Origin of the sequence: Antrihabitans cavernicola, assembly GCF_008297975.1 — a bacterium.
GTDB lineage: Bacteria > Actinomycetota > Actinomycetes > Mycobacteriales > Mycobacteriaceae > Antrihabitans > Antrihabitans cavernicola.
The window spans coordinates 19181-40857 of sequence record NZ_VLNY01000007.1 but is presented as its reverse complement, the minus strand read 5'-3'; the positions used below and the strand labels follow the sequence as shown (position 1 = coordinate 40857).

At 62.6% G+C, this 21677-nt stretch carries 25 protein-coding genes; 15 read left to right on the top strand and 10 right to left on the bottom strand.

From position 1 onward, the window contains the following. The first annotated feature begins 5 nt into the window (after nucleotides 1–5). The 4 genes from pstS (at nucleotide 6) to pstB (ending at nucleotide 4018) form a co-directional block, all read left to right on the top strand. Complete coding sequence (gene pstS / locus FOY51_RS15755; protein WP_149431211.1) at nucleotides 6–1145, top strand: phosphate ABC transporter substrate-binding protein PstS; 1140 nt, start codon at nucleotides 6–8, stop codon at nucleotides 1143–1145. A 68-nt stretch (nucleotides 1146–1213) separates the two neighbouring features. Continuing rightward, nucleotides 1214–2296, top strand: a complete 1083-nt coding sequence (gene pstC / locus FOY51_RS15750) for a phosphate ABC transporter permease subunit PstC (RefSeq protein WP_149431210.1) — start codon at nucleotides 1214–1216, stop codon at nucleotides 2294–2296. Beyond that, complete coding sequence (gene pstA / locus FOY51_RS15745) at nucleotides 2296–3204, top strand: phosphate ABC transporter permease PstA (RefSeq protein ID WP_149431209.1); 909 nt, start codon at nucleotides 2296–2298, stop codon at nucleotides 3202–3204. The genes pstC and pstA overlap by 1 nt, the downstream gene beginning before the upstream one ends. A 37-nt stretch (nucleotides 3205–3241) precedes the next feature. Next, the gene (gene pstB, locus FOY51_RS15740; RefSeq protein ID WP_149431208.1) at nucleotides 3242–4018 is read left to right on the top strand and encodes a phosphate ABC transporter ATP-binding protein PstB; all 777 of its coding nucleotides are present in this window, start codon (nucleotides 3242–3244) and stop codon (nucleotides 4016–4018) included. A gap of 65 nt (nucleotides 4019–4083) precedes the next feature. Here pstB and phoU read toward each other — a convergent pair whose 3' ends face one another. The 6 genes from phoU to FOY51_RS15710 all read right to left on the bottom strand — a co-directional run bounded on the left by phoU (nucleotide 4084) and on the right by FOY51_RS15710 (nucleotide 10743). After that, a complete protein-coding gene (gene phoU, locus FOY51_RS15735; RefSeq protein ID WP_149431207.1) occupies nucleotides 4084–4758 on the bottom strand; it encodes a phosphate signaling complex protein PhoU in 675 nt (224 codons plus the stop codon). A 96-nt stretch (nucleotides 4759–4854) separates the two neighbouring features. Next, nucleotides 4855–6987: an LCP family protein gene (locus FOY51_RS15730; RefSeq protein ID WP_149431206.1), complete on the bottom strand. Its 2133-nt coding sequence runs from the start codon at nucleotides 6985–6987 to the stop codon at nucleotides 4855–4857. Nucleotides 6988–7143: 156 nt separating this feature from the next. Beyond that, nucleotides 7144–8286, bottom strand: coding sequence for a tRNA dihydrouridine synthase DusB (gene dusB, locus FOY51_RS15725; protein ID WP_149431205.1), 1143 nt, complete (start codon nucleotides 8284–8286; stop codon nucleotides 7144–7146). 156 nt (nucleotides 8287–8442) lie between these two features. Next, nucleotides 8443–9399, bottom strand: coding sequence for an acyl-ACP desaturase (locus FOY51_RS15720; protein ID WP_149431442.1), 957 nt, complete (start codon nucleotides 9397–9399; stop codon nucleotides 8443–8445). A 202-nt stretch (nucleotides 9400–9601) separates the two neighbouring features. Next, on the bottom strand, nucleotides 9602–10201 hold the full coding sequence (locus FOY51_RS15715) for a DUF937 domain-containing protein (RefSeq protein WP_149431204.1): 600 nt from the start codon (nucleotides 10199–10201) through the stop codon (nucleotides 9602–9604). A 104-nt stretch (nucleotides 10202–10305) separates the two neighbouring features. Continuing rightward, nucleotides 10306–10743 (bottom strand): hypothetical protein, encoded by a 438-nt coding sequence (locus FOY51_RS15710; RefSeq protein ID WP_149431203.1) that lies wholly within the window; start codon nucleotides 10741–10743, stop codon nucleotides 10306–10308. 52 nt (nucleotides 10744–10795) lie between these two features. Between FOY51_RS15710 and FOY51_RS15705 the strand changes: the two genes are divergently transcribed. Beyond that, nucleotides 10796–11167 (top strand): MmcQ/YjbR family DNA-binding protein, encoded by a 372-nt coding sequence (locus FOY51_RS15705; protein ID WP_149431202.1) that lies wholly within the window; start codon nucleotides 10796–10798, stop codon nucleotides 11165–11167. Between the two features lie 3 nt (nucleotides 11168–11170). Here the strand turns inward: FOY51_RS15705 and FOY51_RS15700 are convergent, their stop codons facing one another. The 4 genes from FOY51_RS15700 to FOY51_RS15685 form a co-directional block, all read right to left on the bottom strand. Next, nucleotides 11171–11599 (bottom strand): SRPBCC family protein, encoded by a 429-nt coding sequence (locus FOY51_RS15700; protein WP_149431201.1) that lies wholly within the window; start codon nucleotides 11597–11599, stop codon nucleotides 11171–11173. A 27-nt stretch (nucleotides 11600–11626) separates the two neighbouring features. Then, a complete protein-coding gene (locus tag FOY51_RS15695; RefSeq protein ID WP_149431200.1) occupies nucleotides 11627–12580 on the bottom strand; it encodes an NAD(P)H-dependent flavin oxidoreductase in 954 nt (317 codons plus the stop codon). A gap of 285 nt (nucleotides 12581–12865) precedes the next feature. After that, on the bottom strand, nucleotides 12866–13705 hold the full coding sequence (locus FOY51_RS15690; RefSeq protein ID WP_187776351.1) for a tyrosine-type recombinase/integrase: 840 nt from the start codon (nucleotides 13703–13705) through the stop codon (nucleotides 12866–12868). Between the two features lie 264 nt (nucleotides 13706–13969). Further along, complete coding sequence (locus FOY51_RS15685; RefSeq protein WP_149431198.1) at nucleotides 13970–14602, bottom strand: hypothetical protein; 633 nt, start codon at nucleotides 14600–14602, stop codon at nucleotides 13970–13972. Nucleotides 14603–15588: 986 nt separating this feature from the next. Between FOY51_RS15685 and FOY51_RS27990 the strand changes: the two genes are divergently transcribed. From FOY51_RS27990 to FOY51_RS15635, 10 genes are all read left to right on the top strand, one after another. Then, the gene (locus FOY51_RS27990) at nucleotides 15589–15780 is read left to right on the top strand and encodes a helix-turn-helix domain-containing protein (RefSeq protein WP_149431197.1); all 192 of its coding nucleotides are present in this window, start codon (nucleotides 15589–15591) and stop codon (nucleotides 15778–15780) included. A 246-nt stretch (nucleotides 15781–16026) separates the two neighbouring features. Next, complete coding sequence (locus FOY51_RS15675; RefSeq protein ID WP_214633110.1) at nucleotides 16027–16683, top strand: hypothetical protein; 657 nt, start codon at nucleotides 16027–16029, stop codon at nucleotides 16681–16683. Beyond that, nucleotides 16683–16865 (top strand): hypothetical protein, encoded by a 183-nt coding sequence (locus FOY51_RS15670; RefSeq protein WP_149431195.1) that lies wholly within the window; start codon nucleotides 16683–16685, stop codon nucleotides 16863–16865. The genes FOY51_RS15675 and FOY51_RS15670 overlap by 1 nt, the downstream gene beginning before the upstream one ends. Nucleotides 16866–17236: 371 nt before the next feature. Further along, nucleotides 17237–17458 carry a hypothetical protein gene (locus FOY51_RS15665; protein ID WP_149431194.1) on the top strand — a complete coding sequence of 74 codons (222 nt, stop codon included), beginning with the start codon at nucleotides 17237–17239 and terminating at the stop codon, nucleotides 17456–17458. Between the two features lie 910 nt (nucleotides 17459–18368). Next, nucleotides 18369–18806, top strand: a complete 438-nt coding sequence (locus FOY51_RS15660; protein WP_149431193.1) for a DUF7666 domain-containing protein — start codon at nucleotides 18369–18371, stop codon at nucleotides 18804–18806. Next, entirely contained in the window at nucleotides 18803–19648 is an 846-nt protein-coding gene (locus tag FOY51_RS15655; protein ID WP_149431192.1) for a hypothetical protein, read from the top strand. Before FOY51_RS15660 ends, FOY51_RS15655 begins: the two co-directional genes overlap by 4 nt. Then, a complete protein-coding gene (locus FOY51_RS15650; protein ID WP_149431191.1) occupies nucleotides 19648–20034 on the top strand; it encodes a hypothetical protein in 387 nt (128 codons plus the stop codon). The genes FOY51_RS15655 and FOY51_RS15650 overlap by 1 nt, the downstream gene beginning before the upstream one ends. Beyond that, nucleotides 20006–20635 (top strand): ERF family protein, encoded by a 630-nt coding sequence (locus tag FOY51_RS15645; protein WP_149431190.1) that lies wholly within the window; start codon nucleotides 20006–20008, stop codon nucleotides 20633–20635. Before FOY51_RS15650 ends, FOY51_RS15645 begins: the two co-directional genes overlap by 29 nt. Continuing rightward, on the top strand, nucleotides 20636–21037 hold the full coding sequence (locus FOY51_RS15640; protein ID WP_149431189.1) for a hypothetical protein: 402 nt from the start codon (nucleotides 20636–20638) through the stop codon (nucleotides 21035–21037). It begins immediately after the preceding gene. After that, on the top strand, nucleotides 21034–21312 hold the full coding sequence (locus FOY51_RS15635; protein ID WP_149431188.1) for a hypothetical protein: 279 nt from the start codon (nucleotides 21034–21036) through the stop codon (nucleotides 21310–21312). The genes FOY51_RS15640 and FOY51_RS15635 overlap by 4 nt, the downstream gene beginning before the upstream one ends. Nucleotides 21313–21677 lie beyond the last annotated feature (365 nt).

Genomic DNA, 21677 nt, shown 5'->3' with positions numbered 1-21677 from the left:
AACAGGTGAATCTCAAGCGCAGCAGCGCCCTGGTCGGTGTAGTGGCCCTCGGTGCCATGACCCTCGCCGCATGTGGCAGCGACAACAACACGGCATCGACGACGTCCGCGTCCGGTGGCGCATCCGCCGCCGCCGCGTCCACCGCGTCGTGCGATGGCAAGTCCAACCTTTCGGGTGCGGGCTCGTCGGCTCAGAAGAACGCAATGGATGCGTTCACGGCTGCATACATTTCGGCCTGCCAGGCCAAGGGCAAGACGGTCAACGTCGCCTACAACCCCAGCGGTTCCGGTGACGGCCGTACCCAGTTCATCGCGAAGCAGATCGACTTCGCCGGCTCCGACTCGGCCATCAAGGATCAGCAGGCCACCGATGCCAAAGCACGCTGCGCGGGCAACGACGCGTGGAACCTGCCGCTGGTCTTCGGTCCGGTCGCGCTGGCGTTCAACGTCGACGGCGTCGACAAGCTGGTCCTGAACGGTGAGACCGCCGCCAAGATCTTCAACGGCACCATCAAGAAGTGGAACGATCCGGCGATCGCCGCTCTCAACAGCGGTGCCAAGCTGCCGGACACGGACATCACCGTGTTCTTCCGCTCGGATTCCTCGGGTACCACCGACAACTTCCAGCAGTACCTCGCCGCCGCCTCGAACGGTGCCTGGGCTGCTGACGCGACCGGCTCGGACTTCAAGGGCAACGTCGGCCAGGGTGCCAAGGGCTCGGCAGGCGTCGCGCAGGGCGTGTCCAGCACCCCCGGCTCCATCGCATACGTCGAGAAGTCGTTCGCCGATCAGAACAAGCTGAAGTCGGCCCAGATCGACAACGGCAGCGGCCCGGTCGAGCTGACCACCGCGAGCGCCACCAAGTCGATCGAAAGCGCCAAGTTCAAGACCGAAGGCAGCAAGGACCTGGCTCTGGATCTCAAGGCCACCTACGCGAGCAAAGAAGCAGGCGCGTACCCGCTGATCCTCGCGACGTACGAGGTCGTTTGCTCAAAGGGCTACGACGCCGATACCTCGGCTGCCGTCAAGTCGTTCCTGACCAGTGCGGCCAACGAGGGTCAGTCGACCCTCGAAGAGTCGGGCTACATCCCGCTGCCGGATGCGTTCAAGAAGACGGTTGTCGCGTCCATCGACGCAATCAGCTGACAGATCGCCGGGGGTCGATCGGGAAGAGACATTGGCCTTATATTCAGATGACAGGATTGTGAGCGCATATGAGTGAGGCGCCTACCCAATCGAAGCCGTCGTCCTCCAGTCCTGCCGGCGGCAGGGCTGGAGGGGGCGGTCCCCTCGGCGCAGATTCACCCGAACCATCAGTTTCACCAGAACTACCGGAGGCCCCGATCAATTCATCGGCAAGCTCGATCACCGGTAAGGCCACACGGCCGGGCGATCGAATCTTCAGTTCACTCGCATCGGGTTCGGCGATCTTCGTCACCGTCCTGATCGGTGCGATCGGTGTCTTTCTGATCTGGCGCGCAATTCCGGCGCTCAGTCGCAACGAAGTGAACTTCCTGACGAGCAACGTCTGGAAAACCGAGAACATCAACGCCATGCTGTTCGGTGTTCGGGACTTGTTCCTGGTCACCATGTTGGTCTCGTTCTTCGCCCTGCTCCTCGCGATGCCCATCGCGCTGGGCATCGCCATCTTCCTCACCGAATACTCGCCGAAGCAGCTCAAGAAGCCGCTCGCGTACGTGATCGATCTGCTGGCCGCAGTGCCGTCGATCGTCTACGGCCTGTGGGGTCTGCTGGTCTTCGCGCCTGTGATCCGCCCCGTCGCGGTGTGGCTCAACGACCACCTGTCCTGGATTTTCCTGGTCAAGACCGGATCGGGTTCGGTCGCAGGTGGCGGCACCATCTTCACCGCGGGCATCGTTCTTGCCGTGATGATCCTGCCGGTGATCACCGCAGTGACCCGCGAGGTCTTCACGCAGACGCCCACCGCACACATCGAGGCCGCTCTCGCCCTCGGTGCAACCCGCTGGGAGGTGGTCAAGACCACCGTCATCCCGTTCGGAAAGTCCGGCTACATCAGTGGTTCCATGCTTGGCCTGGGCCGCGCGCTGGGTGAAACCATGGCGCTGTATCTGATCCTGCGCACCACGGCACAGTCGTTCAGCGGCTCGCTGTTCGACGGCGGAGCCACGATCGCGTCGAAGATTGCGCTCGGATACGCGGAGTTCAACAACTCGACGCAGGCCGGCGCCTACATTGCCGTCGGCCTCGTGCTGTTCGTCCTCACGTTCGTCGTCAACGCCACCGCGCGTGCCGCCGTTGCAGGGAAGAAGCATTGATGACAACCACCACGCTGGACAAGCCCGTCAAGCGCAAGACCTTCCAAGGCGTCGGCACGCGACGTCGTGTCACCGATCTCACCGCGACCGTCCTAGTGACACTGTCCGTGCTCATCGCACTGGTGCCGCTGGTATGGGTGCTGTGGACCGTGATCGCCAAGGGCCTTCCCGCCGTCACCAGCCAGACCTGGTTCACCAACTCGCTCAGTGGGCTTCTCCCGGCCTCGCCCGGCGGTGGTGTCTACCACGGCCTCATCGGCACACTGATCCAAGGCCTGGTCTGCGCTGTCTTCTCGATCCCACTCGGCATCTTCGTCGCGATCTACCTGGTGGAGTACGCGGGCAACAGCCGGCTCGGCAAGCTCACCACGTTCATGGTCGACATCCTCAGCGGTGTTCCGTCGATCGTGGCGGCCCTGTTCATCTATGCGCTGTGGGTCGTGACGTTCGGAATGACCAAGTCGGCATTCGCCGTATCGCTTGCCTTGGTGTTGCTGATGGTTCCCGTGGTCGTGCGTAGCACCGAGGAAATGCTGAAGATCGTGTCGCAGGATCTGCGCGAGGCGTCCTACGCGTTGGGTGTTCCGAAGTGGAAGACCATCGCGCGCATCGTGATTCCAACCGCGCTGTCCGGAATCATCACCGGCGTCATGCTCGCCCTCGCCCGCGTGATGGGTGAGACTGCGCCGCTGCTGATCCTGGTCGGCTACGCGCCGTTCATCAACTTCGACATGTTCAAGGGCGAGATGGGCTCGCTGCCCGGCGTCATGGTCGCGGAGATGAACAACCCGACCGATGCCGGCGTGAACCGAATCTGGGGTGCAGCGCTCACGCTGATCCTGTTGATCGCGATTCTGAACATCTTCGCGAAACTCGTCGGCCGATTCTCGTCGGTGAATACCCGGTGACCAACCACATGACCTACATAACGAGCAGGGAGTACTGATGGCCAAGCGTCTGGATCTCAAGGACGTCAATATCTACTACGGCAAGTTCCACGCCGTGGCAGACGTCGGCCTCGCTGTGCCGCCTCGCAACGTCACCGCGTTCATCGGGCCCTCGGGTTGCGGCAAGTCCACGGTGTTGCGTTCGCTGAACCGTATGCACGAGGTCACCCCGGGCGCCCGCGTCGAAGGCGCGATCCTGCTCGACGGTGAAGACATCTACGGCTCGCAGGTGGATCCGGTGGGTGTGCGCCGCACCATCGGCATGGTCTTCCAGCGTCCGAACCCGTTCCCCACCATGTCGATTCGCGACAACGTGGTTGCGGGCCTCAAGCTGCAGGGCGTGCGCGGCAAGAAGGAACTCGACGAGGTCGCCGAGCGCTCGCTGCGCGGTGCCAACCTGTGGAACGAGGTCAAGGATCGCCTGGACAAGCCGGGTGGTGGCCTCTCCGGTGGTCAGCAGCAGCGTCTGTGCATCGCCCGCGCAATTGCGGTTTCGCCTGACGTGCTGCTGATGGACGAGCCGTGCTCGGCCCTCGACCCGATCTCCACGCTGGCGATCGAAGACCTGATCACGGAGTTGAAGAAGGACTTCACCATCGTGATCGTCACGCACAACATGCAGCAGGCCGCCCGCGTCAGCGACCAGACCGCGTTCTTCAACCTCGAAGCCACCGGTAAGCCGGGCAAGCTGGTCGAGATCGACGACACCGAGAAGATCTTCTCCAACCCCACGCAGAAGGCGACGGAAGACTACATCTCCGGCCGCTTCGGCTAAACAGTCGATTGGAAAAGCCGCCGCCCGCTGATATCAGCGGGCGGCGGCTTTTTTGGTTTCCCGACCTACTGCGCCGAATGCAAGGGCGCGTCGGCATCGGTCGGCATCTTGCCGGTGACCAGGAAGATCACGCGACGACCGACCTCGACGGCGTGGTCGGCGAACCGCTCGTAGAACCGGCCGAGCAACGTCACGTCGACGGCGGCGGCAACGCCGTGCTTCCAGTCGCGATCCATCAGCACCGTGAACAGGTGACGGTGCAGGTCGTCCATCGCCTCGTCCTCTTCCCTGAGGCGGGCGGCACGCTCGGGATCGCGGGTCTCGAGGACCTCTTTGGCGGAAGCGCCCAGCTGGACCGCGATCCGACCCATCTCGGCGAAGTAGCCGTTGACCTCTTCAGGCAGGACGTGGTTCGGGTGGCGACGGCGTGCGATCTTCGCGACGTGCAGCGCCAGCGCGCCCATCCGATCCACATCGGCGACGATCTGGATTCCGCTCACCACCGATCGCAGGTCACCGGCGACGGGTGCCTGCAGCGCGAGGAGCGCGAACGCGCGTTCCTCGGCGAGCTGGCTGAGTTCGGCGATCCGGTCGTATTCGGTGATCACCTGTTCGGCGAGGGTGAGATCTGCCTGGAGGAGCGACTGGGTGGCTCGTTCCATAGCCGAGCCCGCGAGTCCGGCCATTTCGCCGAGGAGCTTCGCAAGATCGGTCATTTGTTCGTTGTAAGCGGCGCGCATAATAACCAAGCCTACTGTGCCGTATGGTCCGCGTCACGATCAGGCGGTAAACGTGAGGTGAATGGGCCGTCACCTTCCCACAACTGTTTGTGCAGTTCAGGAGCAGGAATCGTCGGCGGCGTTGGTCACGCTGAGGTCCACCGGAAGCGACGGTGCCCCGTTGGTCGACGACGGTTGGGTGGCCACCGGTGCCAGCGGTGAGCCTGCCGGAGTCGGATCCTTCACCTTCCCGGAGAAATCGGAGCCGACGACAACTTCGACGATGTTGCCCAAATCGTCCGATTCCTGCAGCGTGGCGCCGGGGATGGTGGAGGCGACGGTCTCGGCCTGTGCCTCGTTGCCCGTGGAGTAGCGCACGATCGTTGCGGTGCTGGTGCCGCTGTAGTTGCCGACGCTGTAGATCGAGAAGCCGAGGCTGCCGAAATTGTCGGCCGCGGTGGCCGCCATGCCCGACGCACCCGATCCGTTGGAGACCTGCAGGCTGATCGAACTCGGGTCGACGGCCGTCTGCACCGGTTGGTTCGGCGGTGGTGGCAACGGCGTCGTCGACGACGGCTTCGGCTTGTCCTTGCCTTCCTCGCCCGGCAGCGGATCGTCGTTGATGATGGCTTTGAAGATGGCCGTGATGTCGTCGGTCCGCGGAATCTCGTTGCCGTAGTCCGTGGTGCCCGCCGTCGGGACGGTGAGGAACGTGACGGCGCCGGCGTCCACGTTCTGCAGCGAACGGCCAAGCATCACAAGATCTTTCGTCGCGACGTTCTGTACGAACACGTCGCGGGTGAAGGCGTTGATGAAACCGTTCAGCTTGCCCGGATCGAGCAACACCTTGTTCGACAGCGCCGATCGCAGCAGCGACGACAAGAAGCGCTGTTGCCGCTTGATCCGGCCGTAGTCGCCGTTGCCCTCGGATTCGATGGTGCGCGCGCGCACGTAGTTCAATGCCGTCTTGCCGTCGACGGTCTGTTTGCCGGCTTTGGTCAGAATCGGTCCCAGCTCGCCGTCGGTCAGGGGCGTCGAGCTGCACACCTCGACGCCACCTACCTCGTTGACCATGGACTCGAACCCGGAGAAGTCCATGCCGACGAAGTGGCCGATCTTCAGGCCCGACATCTTCTGAATCACCTTGACCAGGCACTTGGGCCCGCCGAGCGCATACGTGGCGTTGAGCTTGTCGCCCTCCGCGGCCGGGTAGGTCTCGTCGGTGTATTTGCCTGCATCGTTGTCCCAGCCCTTGCAGACCGGGCGGGTGACGTCGAGATCGCGGGGGAAGGATACGGCCACGACGCGCTTGCGATTGGCGGGAATGTTCACCAGCATCACGGTGTCGGATCGGCTGCCCTCAGCGTCGTCGACCGTTCCTGCTCCCACCGAACTGTTCTTGCCCGCGCGACTGTCGGTGCCGACGATCAAATACGTCTCGTCGCCGGTCTGACCGCCGGGATCGACGACGTCGGTCGAGTTCTCGTCCAACGCCGCGACCTGCGCAAAGCCGTTGTCCGTCGAGCGGAGGTAGCCCCAGACCAAGCCGGTGAGGAACAGTGCGACCACTGCGAACATCGCAATGGTCGTGCGGCCGACGATCCGCATCCGACGCTTGCGCCGCACCTTGCTCAATGCCAGGCGCGTCAGCTGTGGCGCCGCGATGACCTCTGGTTTCGCGGGAGCGGGCGGGGTTTCGGCGAGTCGCTCCGCCAACGGGGTGGCGGGCACCTCGGGTGCGGGTGGTTGAGCTCTGTTCTGCGGCGGCGCGGCCTGCGGTGGGACTGGTTTGGGCGGCAGCGGCTTTGGCGGGATCCGTTTGGGTGTAGGCGGTTTCGGTGCCGCTCGTGGAGTCGGCACCGGGGGATTGGGTCGCCTGACCTGGGGTGGCGTCGTCGGGCGTTGCCGGGTGGGCGGCTCGGTGCGATCGGTGATCTTGGGAAACTGATCCGTTTCGGCTTCGCCGCCGACCTTGTTCACCAGATCGGAAACCGAAACCGAATCGGAGTCCGACTTGCCTGCCTGCGGCGCACGCGGTGCGCGTGGCTTGGGCGCCTGGCGCGACCGGACAGGATTCTTGGGTTCCGACTTCTTCGGCGCGTTCTTTCCGAAGGGAAGCTTGGACGCGATCTTGTCCTTCAGCGTGGGCTCGGGATCGGCGCCGGGGAGTTCACTCGGATCGGAAAAATAGCGTTCCCAGTGTGCGCGACTTCCAGGCGGCTGCGAGCCTGGAGTTTCGTCGTCACCCACCTAACGAACCTTGCCTCTCGCAACTAGTCGAACCGCCACTGGTATGGAAACCGCCACCGGCATTGCGACGACTCGAGCAATGATAACGATCCAGCCACCTCGGTCCACAAAGGAACCGTGCGGTCCGATCGGGCCCGGCAATAGCCCCGATGTTGCTCAGCCGCCGCTGTGCATGAGGTCTGCGCCGGCAGGCACCAGCACGTCCTCGGGATCGTCGAGCCACCCCTCCGGAAGGGCAACGGCGCCGGGCGAGCCCTGGCGTCCGCGTGGGCCTTCGGCGTCCTTGGGGAAGGCGACGGTGGGGTCGAGCTGATCGAGCAAACCGTCGAGTTCGGTCAGCGACGACACCAGCGCGAGTGCGACACGCAACTCCGGTCCGGCCGGGAATCCTCGCAGGTACCAGGAGATATGTTTGCGCAGCTCGCGCAGGCCCTTGTCTTCACCGTGGTGCGCGGCGAGCAACTCCGCGTGCCTGCGCATGATCGTCGCGACCTCGCCGAGCGTCGGGGGCACCGGTTCCGGCGTGCCGCTCAAGGCGGCGCTCAACTCGGCGAACATCCATGGCCTACCCAGACATCCGCGGCCGACCACCACGCCGTCGCATCCGGTTTCCGCCATCATTCGGACGGCGTCCTGAGCGGCGAAGATGTCACCGTTGCCCAGCACAGGCACGTCTGTGACGTAGTCCTTGAGCCTGCTGATCTGTGACCAATCCGCCGTTCCCGAGTAGCGCTGTGCGGCGGTGCGAGCGTGTAGTGCGACGGCGGCTGCGCCTTCTGCTGCGGCGATCCGACCGGCATCGAGGTGGGTGTGGTGCTCCTCGTCGATGCCGACGCGGAACTTCACGGTCACCGGAATGTCGGTGCCCTCGGTGGCCTTCACAGCGGCCGCGACGATTCTGCCGAATAGCGTCCGTTTGTACGGCAGCGCTGCACCGCCGCCCTTGCGGGTGACCTTGGGGACCGGGCAGCCGAAGTTCATGTCGATGTGGTCCGCCATGTTGTCGTCGACGATCATCTTGGCCGCGTCGTAGGTGGTCTGCGGGTCGACCGTGTAGAGCTGCAGCGATCGCGGCGTCTCGGTGGGCCCGAAGGTCGTCATGTGCAGCGTGGCAGGCTGGCGCTCCACGAGCGCGCGGGCGGTGACCATTTCGCAGACGTAGAGGCCGGAAACGCTGCCTGCCCGCTCCATCTCGAGCTCGCGGCACAAGGTCCGGAAGGCGACGTTCGTGATCCCCGCCATCGGGGCAAGAACGACCGGACTCGCGAGTTCCAAGGAACCGATTCGAAGCGCACTCATCAATTCAGTATCCGGGACAACTGATCAATGAAGAACATGGGTAACTCCAGGGGTACGCCCAAAGGGCAGGAAAAACAGAACCGCCGGCCCGCAACGGGACCGGCGGCGCACCACAACCAGTGCGCTGAAGTCGCTGAGAGGAGGCCCAGCGGCGGACTAGCTAGCTTGCATTTCCCGTTTCTTTGCCTCGCGGGCCAACATGCGATCGCGCTGTTCCTCGAACTTGAGAACATCCTTCTCGAGCTTCTCGAGGAAGCCTGCGAGGCTCTCGCGGGTGTTCTCGCCCTTGGCGGTGAAGTCCGTGCGCTCGAAGATGTTCCACTTGCGCAGGACGGGCATGATCACCTCTTCGAGGTGCTGGCGAAGGTCGTAGATGCCGTGCTTGGCCATCAACACACCGTTGCGGCGGAAGTTGGGCATGCCTGCGCCGGGCATCTGGAAGTTCTGGACGATCATGTCGATCGCTTCGATGGTCTGGTCAGGCGAGATGTCGAGAGCCGAACCGCACAGATTGCGGTAGAAGATCATGTGCAGGTTCTCGTCGGCGGCGATGCGCTGGAGCATGCGGTCGGCGATCGGCTCGTTGCATGCCTTGCCGGTGTTGCGGTGCGAAACCCGGGTCGCGAGTTCCTGGAACGTCACGTATGCCACGGAATACAGCAGCCCTGCACCCTCGGTTTCGGGCGACGCGAAGCCATTGGTCATGTGCTCCATGCGAGCCTGCTCGAGCGCGACGGGGTCGACGGCGCGGGTGGTCACCAGGTAGTCGCGCATCACGATGCCGTGGCGGTTTTCCTCGGCGGTCCAACGACCGACCCAGGTGCCCCAGGCGCCGTCTTGTGAAAAGTTCTCGGCGATTTCGCGGTGGTACGACGGCAGGTTGTCCTCGGTGAGGAGGTTCGTGATCATCGCGGCCTTGGCAACTTCGTCCAGCTGGGACTGGCTGGGATCCCAGTCCTCGCCGCCCATCGCCGCGAAGTTACGGCCTTCGTCCCACGGCACGTAATCGTGCGGGTGCCATTCCTTGGCCATCGAAATGTGCCGGTTGACGTTCTCTTCTGCCACCGGCAACAGCTCGGTAAGGAGTTCGAGTTGGGTGAGATCCCTCGCCATTGCTTGCCCCTCGATCGATTGCAGATGTCTGTGCGCCACCACGGCACGGTGGCCGGTTTAGGCAAGCCTACGGCACCGTAGGTGTGATTCGAAACGCGTCGGCGCGCCGAAAGTGATGCCGCAGCCCTTCCGATCCACCGTAGCGAAGGTGTGCGTCGGACAGTCCACGACGGGGTGCCGCGGCACCCCGTCGTGGCCGTTACTACTTCTTGCCGCCACCCAGAAGGCCGCCGAGCACGTTGCCCAATGCGCCGCCGCCGCTGCCACCGAGCAGGCCGCCGAGGATGTTGCCGAGGCCGCCGCCTGCCGCCTGCTGGCCGCCGCCCGCGCCACCCAGAATGCTGCCGAGGACGTCGCCGATTCCGCCTCCGCCGCCGCTGGCTTGAGCCTGCGGAGCAGCGGCGTTGCCGGCGAATTGCTTCGCCAGGTACGCCAGCACGATCGGAGCGAGGATCGGAAGCAGCTTGGCGATGATCGCGTTGCCGCCAGCACCGCCGACGTTTCCGAGGGTGTTGACCACCTGGTCCTGTGCGCCGCCGAAGACATTGCTGACGATCTTCTGACCGTCGGCGACGTTGATCTTGCTGACATCGACGCCCTGATCGAGCAGGGTGCCGTGGTTGTTCAGTGCATTTGTCAGCGAAGCAGCACCACCCGGATCTTGCGCGTTGGCCTGCAGACCGCCGAGCAACGTGGGGAGCGTGGACTTGACCGCGGTGGTCGCGGTCTGCTCGTCGACGCCGAGCTGCTGTGCGATCTGGCTGATGGGGATCTGGGACAAAAGATCTTCGAAGGACGCCATTCTGACCCGCCTACTCGTGGGCATTTTTCGGCAAATGCCCCCTATTAGCTGACCCTAGTGAAGCGGGAACGGTTACGGGAGAGTTTGCGTCGCCGCGATGTGCCCTACGCGCCGCGCGGAACCAGACACGCGAGCAGTGCGATCACCAGCGCGCCGCCCACCAGATTCAGACCCCACCGATCGGCAAGCAGAGTGCTGTAGTTGTCGCGGATCATCTGGCCCGAATTCGCGTTCAGGCGCCAAGCGAAAACACCGAGCGTGCCGAAGCCGAGCACCACACCGAGCCAACCTGCGATCCGCCAGCCGATCAGACCTGCGAGCAGCAGAAGCACAGCGGCGCCAAGCAGCAACACGTTCATGGATGTGTAGAAGGTCACTGATCTGTCGGCGATCTGATCGAGTCCCCAGCCCGGTCCGAAGCCGTCTCGCAGGTCGACCAGAGCGACGTTCGTCGGTACGACCCGACCGATCACGGGGAGAAACGAGCCGACCGCCAACCCGATCGCACAGACGAAAAGAAGAAGGTGGACGAAGCTGCGCATGGTAACCAACGGTATCGGGTCACGGCGACACTCGCCGTGCCACGATTGCCCGATGGCGCAGAACATGAAGCGGCTCGAAGCGATAGTCGCCGAGTTGCCCGAAGCGCAACGCGTGAACGTGATCGAGTGGGGCGGCCATCCCACGTTCAGGGTCCGGAACAAGAACTTCGTGTTCAGCGACCACGACGCAACCTCGCTGTCGTTCAAGCTGAGCAAGGACGAGGCCGCGGCCGTGATCGCCACCGACCCGAATGCCGAGCCCGTCGCCTATGGGCTCGGCAGGCACGGCTGGGTACGAGTGCAGCTGAGCGGGCGTGTCAGCGCTGCGCGGTGGGAGCAGGTGCGCGAGTGGGTTCGCACGTCGTACACGTTGGTAGCGCCGAAGAAGTTGGCGCGCGTTGTGGAGGAAGAGGACGCGGGGTGAGAGTCAGCGTGTGCCCTCGCTGCGCGCCTTCAGTCCATTCGCTTCGGTTGCGAGATAGCGATCGGTGAGACCTCTGAAGAAGAGGCGGCCCATCACCACGCCGAGGACACCGGATTGCTCGACGCCCAAGCGCACGCGAGTCCCGCCGTCCGTGAGGGGTTCGAGCGCGTGGCTGGCAGTGGTCCGCACACCCGGACTCGTGGCGACCCAGGTGAACGAATGGCCGGGCTGGCATTCGGTCACGACATATTCGGTCGGCGGCAACTTCGGTTGTTGAAGTCGCGCCATGCTCCCTGCCTGCAATGGCCCTTCATCGAGGCGAGTCGCCGAGGTGACGGTTTCGGTCCACTCGGACCATCGCTCGACGTCGGCCAGGACTGCCCACACTCGCTCGGGCGAAGCATCGATGTCGACGGTGATGCTCTGTTCCATCGAGAAATTCTCCCGCATACCCGCGGGTCAGGTGCGCCGAATGTTTGCAATCGCTCGTTCGGCACCGGCGACGATCAGCGGCACCAGTTCGGCGGCCGAATGCAATTCGGTGATCAGATCTACTGCCTCTCCGGCCCAGACAGCCATCTCGTCGGTGTCGCCGCGAGCAACCGATCGCGAGTACTCCTGCTGTGTTGCAATATCTTTCGCGAGCTCGACTTCGCGGCCACGCCAGCGCTCGAGGAACGCGTTGCACACAGTTCGCGAGCTGAACTCCGCAGGCCACTGCGCGCCACCCGCGATATCGAAGACCCGACCGCGTTCTGTCTCGCTGCCATGAGCATCGACGATCGCCTTGCCGACCTGCGCTGGAATCAATGCCTCATGCGTTGCTTGGAATCGCGTTCCGATCAGCGCACCTGATGCGCCGAGTGCCAGCGCAGCAGCGAGACCTCGCCCGTCGGCGATCCCGCCTGCAGCGAGAACCGGTACCGAGCCTGCGATGTCGACGACAGCGGGAACGAAGGGGAGGGTCGACCGACCCCCACCGTGGCCGCCTGCCTCACCGCCCTGAGCAACGACGACATCGGCGCCGAGGTCGAGTGCACGGCGGGCGTCATCGAGGTTCGTTACCTGCACGATCAACGGAATGTCGGCGTCGCGAACGATTTCGACGAACGGTGTCGGATCCCCGAACGACAGCATCAACGCCGCCGGACGCTGTTCCAATGACCATTCGATGACGGCCGAGTCGATCGCCCACGTCAGAAAGCCGATACCCCAGGGCTTGTCGGTCCGGTCTGCAGCGATTGCCAGCTCGGTCGCCAGCCAGTCGTGATCTCCGCGACCGCCACCGATCATGCCCAACCCGCCGCCGTTGGAGACTGCAGCGGCAAGAGCGCCGCCGGCGGATCCGCCCATCGGCGCTTGGACTATCGGGTGATCGACGCCGAGTAGTTCGGTGAAGGCGGTCTGGAGCATGACTCGATGATGCCGCGCGACGTCAGATACGTACACCTCAGTGCTGCCCTGCGAGGCAAATTTGTGCCCCCTCTCGGGCTCGAACCGAGGACCTGCGGATTAAAAGTCCGCGCAAGTTATTAGTACCACACGCCACAATCTTTCACAAACAGTCACCCGTTTTAATGCCTTGAGCTGCGGTTACCGGCACTTGACGCTGCCGTTCCTTCACAACGATTCACAGCCTCTATCAATCTCTGTGCCCCACGTTTTGCCCCACGGCTGGCGCCCCGCTGCCCCACGCCGCTAACCCAACGCTTTTCGCACGTTGTCCCAATTCGATTGGGCAAGGTGGGCGTATCGCATCGTCGTTGTAATCGACGCGTGCCCCATGAGTTCCTTGACCTCCGCGAGTGACACTCCCGCGCGGAGTAGGCGGCTGGCGTACGTGTGCCGCAAGTCATGCAGCCGTACATGCCCCACGGGTTTGCGTGCGCCGCGCTTGCCTGTGTAGGCGATCCGCGTGGACGCCTCGAACCGGTGCCTCAGGTTGCTACTGTCCGGAGGTTTGCCGTTGACGTGAGCGAGCACTAGGCCACTGTGCAAACGCGCCCCACGCGGATACTCAACGGGCGCCGGACTCCCGTAACCGTTGCGCTTAATCAGCTCTGCGAGTTGCCCCGCCAGGGTGGAGCCAATTGGTATGTCGCGCCGCTCATAGTCCTTCGGCGGTTTCATCACACGGGCAACCGGGTCGTACGCCCATTCGATTCGCACTAGCTTGCGCTCAGGGAATACGTGTTCAAGATGCAATCCCAACGCTTCCCCCAGTCGGGCGCCGGTCCCAATGAGTACGTCGGTGGCGAACCTGTCGAAGTCGTCAAGCGAGCATTGAATTGCCCGAAACTCTTCCGTCTCTAGAAACCGTTCCGGCATTGGGCCGGGCTTGGGCAGCGTTACGCCCTTGCATGGGTTGTAGGCGATCAGGCGGGCGCCGTTGGCGCCCTTGAGTGACGCGCTCAGGAGGAAATAGCACTTGGCGACAGTAGAGGGCGCCAATTGCTTATCTGTCAGCTCAGCAACCCACGCCTCTACCGATTCTTTCGTGATCGAATTTAGCGGCTTATTCGACCAGTGCGGGCGCAAGTGGTCGCGTATTCGTCCGTCGTCTGATCGCGCGGTGGACTTCGCTACTCTGCGGGAGCTTTGCCAACGTGGTTCCCATTCACCCCACGTGATCTTTCGGGCTTCGCTGGGCGTTGGTGTATCGCGTTCCGATTCTTCGGCGGCGTTCGCTTTCCGTACTGCCTCACGTTTGTGCGTGTACGTCCCTGCGGACCGCTTGCGTCCGTCGCCATCGCGGTAGAGCGCCCGATACTTTCCGGACGGTAACGCTTCCGCCCATCCCATTTAGACGCGCTCTCTTTCTGGCATTGGTTCGGTTGTCTTGATCCGGTAATTGCCGTGCGCGGCTACGGCGTAGAGAAAGGTCGTGAGCGCACTGAGCGGCCATACAACGGCGTCCTGCGAGCTGGCGAACATATCGGCGTGCAGGTATTCGGTTGCGCGGTATGCGCCCACGAAGATTCCGCAGAGCGAACCGGCGCCAAGCGGGAGCAGGACGGTTAGCCATACCCGATCTTTCGATTCGTGCGCGAGGATCACAGACCCGAAAATTACGACGTTCGCGATAAGGATTGCGACGGCGGCAACGTACGAATATGCCTCAGCCCATCCGCCAAGGTGGCCGATGTAGCTAATGTCCGCACTTGCACCACCCGCTTTGACGAATGCGAGGGTGACGAATGCGGCGACTGCAATCCCAGCATGTGCAATGAACCCGTTGAGTTCCGGCTTGCCCCACGCGTTCGCGGCGTGGATGACGAGAGCGCAGAGAGCGAGCAACCCGCATAGGTCTCCGCACAAGTCGGCAAGGTTCCGGACGCTAAGGGCAGCGTCGAGCGCCTCGTTAATCCAGACGTTGCCAAGGACCGGGCTGCGGAGCACGCAGTACGCGGCGAGTCCCGCGAGGGCGATGGTCATAGGGCGGGACTCGCGTCGAGCCCAACGATTAGACCGGAGCCAAGCGGCGGAACCTGCGGCCAAGATTGCAGCCATATGCAACGCGTGTGTCATTCCAATAAGCCTTTGCGGAGTCGTTCGCGCTGTTGGGTTTTCGCCCCCCGTGCGCTGTCCTGATTGGGTCTGAGTGTCGCTCGATTGCCCCCGGCTCCGCGTGACTCAGGTTTCATCTTAAATCGTCTGACTGTTACTGGTTCGGGTTCCTCTTCCGCGTCTAGGTCCTCTCTGTGGGCGTCCTCTCTGCGGGTCAGTTCGGCCAGTAGTTGGACTGAGGTTGCGGCGCGTAGTGCGCGTGTGGCGTTGCTGTGCGCCACTTCTGATTCATCTATGAGGCCAGCCGCTACTAGTCCGTCTATGGGGCTTGCGCCGTATGCGCGCGCGAAGTCAACGACCGTTTCCGCAAACTTGACCGGGTTAACGTCAAGGTGCCGACCAACTTTCGTGTTATCGACACCCATGCGTTCGCCGATCGTTCGGTTGCTGTCGGTTCCTGCCACGGCGTATTTCCATGCTTGGAATCGGTTCATGTCGCTAATCTTGCACCACTTCCGGCGCAACCTCAACCGCTCCGACCTGCGGGTTTTGTTTTTCGTGCGCACAAATCTGCGCCACTTACGGCGCAGAGTGTTGCAAGTCTGCCGCGGTCATGTAATAGTTCTCACGTCGCCAAGAACGAATAACAACGATGTAAGACAGGGGGCAGGGATGCCGGGGCAGACAACCCTAAGGTTCCTTCCGGGACTATTGGAGCTGGTCAGAGAGTCGCGGGGCTTCAAGAACGAACGCGATTTTGCTGCCGCCCTGGGTGTTAGCCAGGGAACTTTGCGCCGGGTTCAGTCCGGCTCGCAGGCTCCCACGGCGATACTGATTTGCAGCGTTAGCATCTTGTCGGGTAGAGGGCTGGACCGTGTTGTTCAGGCCGTGAGCATCCGCGAAATGCGGGCGTCGTGAGCCGGGCGCGGTTCGAGCTGGTCTCAGTTAAAGAGGCTGCGGCTGAGGCGGGGCTACACGCGAACACGATTTACACAGCTTTGCAGTCTGGTGAGTTGCGCGGCTTTCAGCGGAAAGCTCGGGCGTCTTGGCGGATTGACGTGCGGGACTTGGCCGCATGGCTCAGGGGCGAGCAGGTAAGCGCCTAAACCCTACTTGCAAGCAAGAAAACCACTCAGCGACTAAACGTCACTGTGACGCAACGAGACTCAGGAGAATCCAAAATGACCGCACTGGCGTTCCTTTCTATGGCCGTTCTGCGCTTCACGCAGTCGATCCCGTTCCTCATTACCGGGAGCAGTTAGCCACAACGAACAGCCCGGCAAGCGGCGGCAACCACTTACCGGGCCAGCGAACAAACCATCAGACCCACACAATGAGTAGAGAGCTGTTCAATGACTGAGCTTACCGTCTCTATTGAGACGATGACCGCGACCGTGCAGGCGCTGAGCGCCCTGGTCCTTGAGAACGTGGCGCTGCGTGCCGGACTGGACGCGCCTGTGCCGTTCATGTTGACGGATGCAGGCAAGGCCGTGGCTGAGGATGCGGGAATTGCGTTCGCGCAGTTCGATCCCGACGAGCCGGTGCCGTTCGTTCCGGCTGAGACTGTAGACGGCGAGCCACTGGATTTCGGCTACTACGAGGACCGCGAGGGCGACGAGTGGTGCAAGTCGGATGATGGCTGGCAGTTGACCCGATTCAACGGGCGCACGATTCAGGACGAGTACCCGAACGAATGGGACGAGACCGAGGGGTACGGCCCCCTGACGTTCCTGCGTCCGCTGTTCTCCGATCCGGAGCCCACCAAGACGTACACGCTGAGCGAGACGGCGGAAATCCTTGGGCGCCAGGGGATCGATACGGGCCAAAATCGGCTCAAGCGCTTTCTGAACGAAGGCATTGCGTGGACGGATCACTTCGGCGAGCCGCGCGGGTGCGCTGATGGCATGTTGGTCCTGACTGACTGCGCAAATCGTCATCGCAAGGGCGTCGTGCGTGTCACGCCCGAAGGTGTCAACGAGCTTGTGCGCGTGATGAATGTGGCGATCTGATGGCGTACGCGGACACGCTTGAGCGTGAGGCCGACCGGATTCTCGCGGAAGCTGGATACGTCGAGCCGCGCGTGACGAAGGCCGACCTCGCGGGAAGTGCGGCAGATATTGACGCGATCCTGCACGCCCCGCATTGGGTGCAGCGCAAGGTTGCGCGTCGGATGAAAGTTCGGATCAAGTGACCGGCGAGCGTTCGGCGTTGACCCGAAGTGCCGCGTTCGCTTTGGACTACAAGCACTTTCGAGAGCTAGGTATGTCGCACCAACGGATTGCCGACAGGTTGGGCGTGCAGCGCGGTTCGTTGCTGCGGAGGGTTGACAGGTTAGGCATTTGCATTCCGGAGCCGGAAGAGGCGCATTCGTTGCGCGTGCTAGATCGGCTGGTATCTGAGGGCGTGCCGTTCACAGTGGATCACATTCCGGGCGACGGCGAGTTTGTGAACGGGATTCTTCGGCGCGATTGTCGGCGCGGACGTTTTGAGCGTGTAGGGCGCCGGAAGCCCACCGTTTCTGGCAATGACACGGTGACCGTATATCGAGCGAAGGCGGCATAGATGGACAAGTTTCGTGACACCTTGGGCAAGCATGGGCTTTCCGTGTTCACGGTAACGAGCGATCCGGTTGGTTTCCTTGTGCGGGTTCAGGTTCCGCGAGAGTGGGTCATTCGCGGTTGGCGGATTGTGACGACGCTTGAGGATGCGTACGTGGAGTCTTGGGCGCGTGATCTGGATATGGCGTTTGCGTTGGCGTCGGGTGTGATTGAGGGTTTGGCGTGAGGTTGCGCCGGTTCGATCCGACGTTCTGGTTGGTTGTGTTTTGTGTCGTCGCGTATGTGGCGCTTGGCTTTTCGCGACTGTTGCTCTAGCTGTTCGGCTGGGTTCAAACAATTCTTGCGTGTCCATTCGGGGGATACGTCTGTCTGAAAGTGGGTTTGTTGTGGCAATCACGGTCACCAATCAGCGCGAGCTAGACGACGCGCTTACGGCAAAAACGAGCATCATCTACATTGATGCACCTGCGGGAGTTCGCCTCCTGGTTGACAGCGCGGGCAGTTCGCACGTTGTGGCGCGGGGCAGTTCGCGCGTTGTGGCGCGGGGCAGTTCGCACGTTGAGGCGCGGGACAGGTCGCACGTTGTGGCGTGGGACGGTTCGCGCGTTGAGGCGTGGGGCAGTTCGCACGTTGAGGCGCGGGGCAGGTCGCACGTTGTGGCGTGGGACAGTTCGCACGTTGTGGCGTGGGACGGTTCACGCGTTGAGGCGCGGGGCAGTTCGCGCGTTGTGGCGTGGGGCAGTTCGCACGTTGTGGCGTGGGACAGTTCGCACGTTGTGGCGCGGGACGGTTCGCGCGTTGAGGCGTGGGGCAGTTCGCACGTTGAGGCGCGGGGCAGTTCGCACGTTGAGGCGTGGGACAGTTCGCACGTTGTGGCGTGGGACGGTTCGCGCGTTGAGGCGCGGGGCAGTTCGCACGTTGTGGCGTGGGACAGGTCGCACGTTGTGGCGTGGGACAGTTCGCACGTTGAGGCGCGGGACAGGTCGCACGTTGAGGCGCGGGGCAGTTCGCACGTTGAGGCGTGGGGCAGGTCGCACGTTGAGGCGTGGGACGGTTCGCACGTTGAGGCGTGGGGCAGTTCGCACGTTGAGGCGCGGGGCAGTTCGCACGTTGAGGCGTGGGACAGTTCGCACGTTGTGGCGTCGCGATTTGTTGCCGTGCATCTGCACTCGCAGCGCGTCATCCTTGCGGGCGGCGTTGTCATTGACCTAACGGCTATCGACTTGTCCGATCCCGTGCAGTGGTGCGAGTTCCACGGTGTCACGGTCGATGGTGGTATCGCCTACGTTTACAAGGCGGTCAATGATGCGTGGACGACGGATCGGGGTTTCGATTACTCGCCCGGTAGCAAGACGGTAGCGCCCGATTGGGATGCCGCGCCGCACTGCGGGAATGGCTTGCATTTCGGCGCTACGCCTGGACATTCCAGGGTTTACATGCCGGACGCTACCAAGTTCGTTCGCGTGGGCGTGGCGGTTAGCGGGCTGGTTCCCCTGGGGGGCAAGTGCAAAGCGGCGGCGGTTGTAGTGGCAGCGGTTGAGGTTGACCGTTGGGCAAATGAAGTGCCGCAGTGACCGACTACAGCGTAATTCGCGACCAGTGGGGCAGGCCGTTCGTCAGCCAGGATGGCGGACCACTCAAGTTCGAGGGCAAGCGCAAGACGCCAACCAACGCCGTTGGTTACCAGCGGGTTTCGACGCTGGCGGGCGTGCTGGATGACAAGTCGATGCTTGGCGAATGGCAGGCCGCGCAAACCGCAATTGGTGTAGTGCGTGAACGGTCCGTGTACGCGCAGCTTGCGTCACTGGTCAGCAAGCACAAAGACCCATGGCGCGAGTCGAAAACGCAACTCAAGCAATTGGTTGCGCGGGCGCAGCAAGCCGCGTCCTCCGATGATGGCTCAGGTTTGGGGACGGCGTTTCACGACTTGACGGAGGTTGACGACAAGGGGCAAGAGCCGGATTTCATGCTCGAAATGTTCCGCCCATGGTTGGCCGCGTACCGGGAGGTAATGGCCGCGTGGGAAGTGTTGGACGCTGAACCGTTCCTTGTGGTCGATGAGCTGCAGGTTGCAGGCTCGATGGACAAGTTGCTGCGGCACAGGGAATCCGGCGCGATTGTTGCGGCAGACCTCAAGACCGGGGCGTCTGACCCGTTCTATCCGCTCAAGGTTGAGATTCAGGTTGCGTGTTACGCCCACGGGCAAAAGTACGACCAAGCGACGGGCGTTCGTACGCCGCTGCATCCGGACATTGACCTTAAGCGCGGGTTGCTGATTCATGTTCCGGTTCGCGGTGGTGTTCCGTCCGCGAAGTTGTACCCGCTCGATTTGGAGCGTGGCTGGAGGGCGGCGCAGGTGGCGCGCCAGGTTGCTAGTGAGTTCCGAAAAGTTAAGGCATTGGAGGCAATTGGATGATGAATACACAGTTGGATGACAACGCGTTTGTGGCGGCGGTCCGCACGCTGGCGGGTGACGCGGTGGGTTTCGTCTACCGCGCGGACATGCGGAAGATGACGCCTGACGGCAGTTGCGAGTGCAAATACGCGGAGACGCGCGAGGGTGTTGTTCGCGGGAGTTGCCTTATCGGGCAGGCGTTGCTTGCCGCTGGCGCGCCGCTGGCAGAGGTTTCAGCGCTGGACAGGCTGAGCGATTCGAACGCGGACTACGTTCTGCCAAACTTCGGTTTGAGCTGCAAAGTCATCGACTGGGCGGCTTCGGTGCAGAGCAGTCAAGACGCGGGTGAGCCGTGGGGCCAAGCTGTTGCAGACGCCGATGCGCGATACGGTGATCCGCTTGCCTGACAACGCAATTCCAGCCGTATATGAAGCGCTAAACCGGGTTTCGAAGGCGGTTGGCGCCGTACGCAAAGACGACTTCAACCAAGGGCAAAAGTTCAACTTTCGCGGAATCGACGCGGTTGTGAATGCGGTCCATGCGGCACTCAACGAGCACGGCGTTGTGGTCATCCCGCGTGTGTTGACGGTTGACTATCTGCCGGTCACGATTGGCCGGAACGCAACGCCTGCAACGTCTGTGCGGTTGCTGGTTGAGTACCAGTTCATTGGTCCCGCTGGCGATTCCGTGACTGCGGTTGTTGCCGCTGAGGGCAACGATTCGGCGGACAAGGGTACGGCTAAGGCAATGAGCGTTGCCTTGCGTACCGCGCTGTTGCAGGCGTTGATGCTGCCGACTGATGAGCCGGACCCTGATGCGAGCTATGACGAGCAAGTGCCGGAGTTCGTGGGTTTGCGGAATCAGTTGGTCGAGCTGTGCCAGGTGAAGGGCCTTACGCCCGCTGAGGGCACGGAGCAGTTCAAAGCCGTTGGCGGCGTGGGCAAGATTTCCGAATGCACGGACGTTGCCGTTCTTCGCGGGGCAATCGACATGATCAAGGGGGCCTAGATGGGCGCAGACGCCGACTACGTTATCGAGCCGGAAGACTCGCTTGCGTACATTACTTCGCGGCTGATGGAGATTGAGGTTGCCATCTATCGCGGGCCGCTGGCAATGGGCCGTGAGCGCAACGCGCTTGTGGTCGCGGAAGAGCGCTACAACACGGCGAAAGCTAAAGCGTTGCTTGCGGTTCCGGTTGAAGATGACGGGCGCAAGTTGACCGCTGGTGAGCGCGAGGCGCGGGCGTTCTTGGCGACTGGGCTTGAGCGTGAGGCGTACCAAATTGCAGACGCCGCGTTCAAGTATTCGCAGGACGTGAGCCGGTCCTTGGACCGGGAAAAGGATGCATTGCAGACGCGATCGGCGAATCTGCGTGCAGAGCTGCAACTTTCAGGAAAGGGTGGCGCATGAGCGTGAGCATTGAGCCCGGCGCGCTGGAAACCATCGAACGGCGAGCCAGGAACGGCGTCAGCTCACCCGTGGAGCTTTTGCGGGTCATTGCATACGCCAAAGACTTGCTGCGGCGCAATGAGGCTCTGAGCCGGGAGTACCGGATTGCCTCGAACACGGCTGAGCAGTTGGCGGTGCCACTGGGCAAGGTGCGCGAGCTGGTGGCGGGGTTCAATTCCGGCGAAGTCGAGCTTGAGGCGTTCGTTGCGGGTGTCGCCTACTGGACAACCAACTAGGCGCGGTGGCACGCAAGACAGGACCGGACAAAGCGACAATTGCGGCAGTACGGGAACGCTCAGGCGCGATCTGCGAAAAGTGCGGATGGGCTGAGGGGCAGCAAATACACCATAGGAAACCGCGCGGCATGGGCGGAAGCCGCGAAGCGCTGATTAATTCCCTGTGCAATTTGCTTCACGTTTGTTACCCGTGCCATCGGCTTATTGAGTCGGATAGGGATACGTCCCGCGAGGCTGGTTGGTTGGTTCATTTCGCGGGCGATCCGGCAGTTGTTCCGGTTCTTTATCGGGGCACATTCAAGTTACTAGAGCAGAACGGAGGAATGGTTAGTTGTGCCGTGGTTCAAAGTTGATGATGGGTTTAG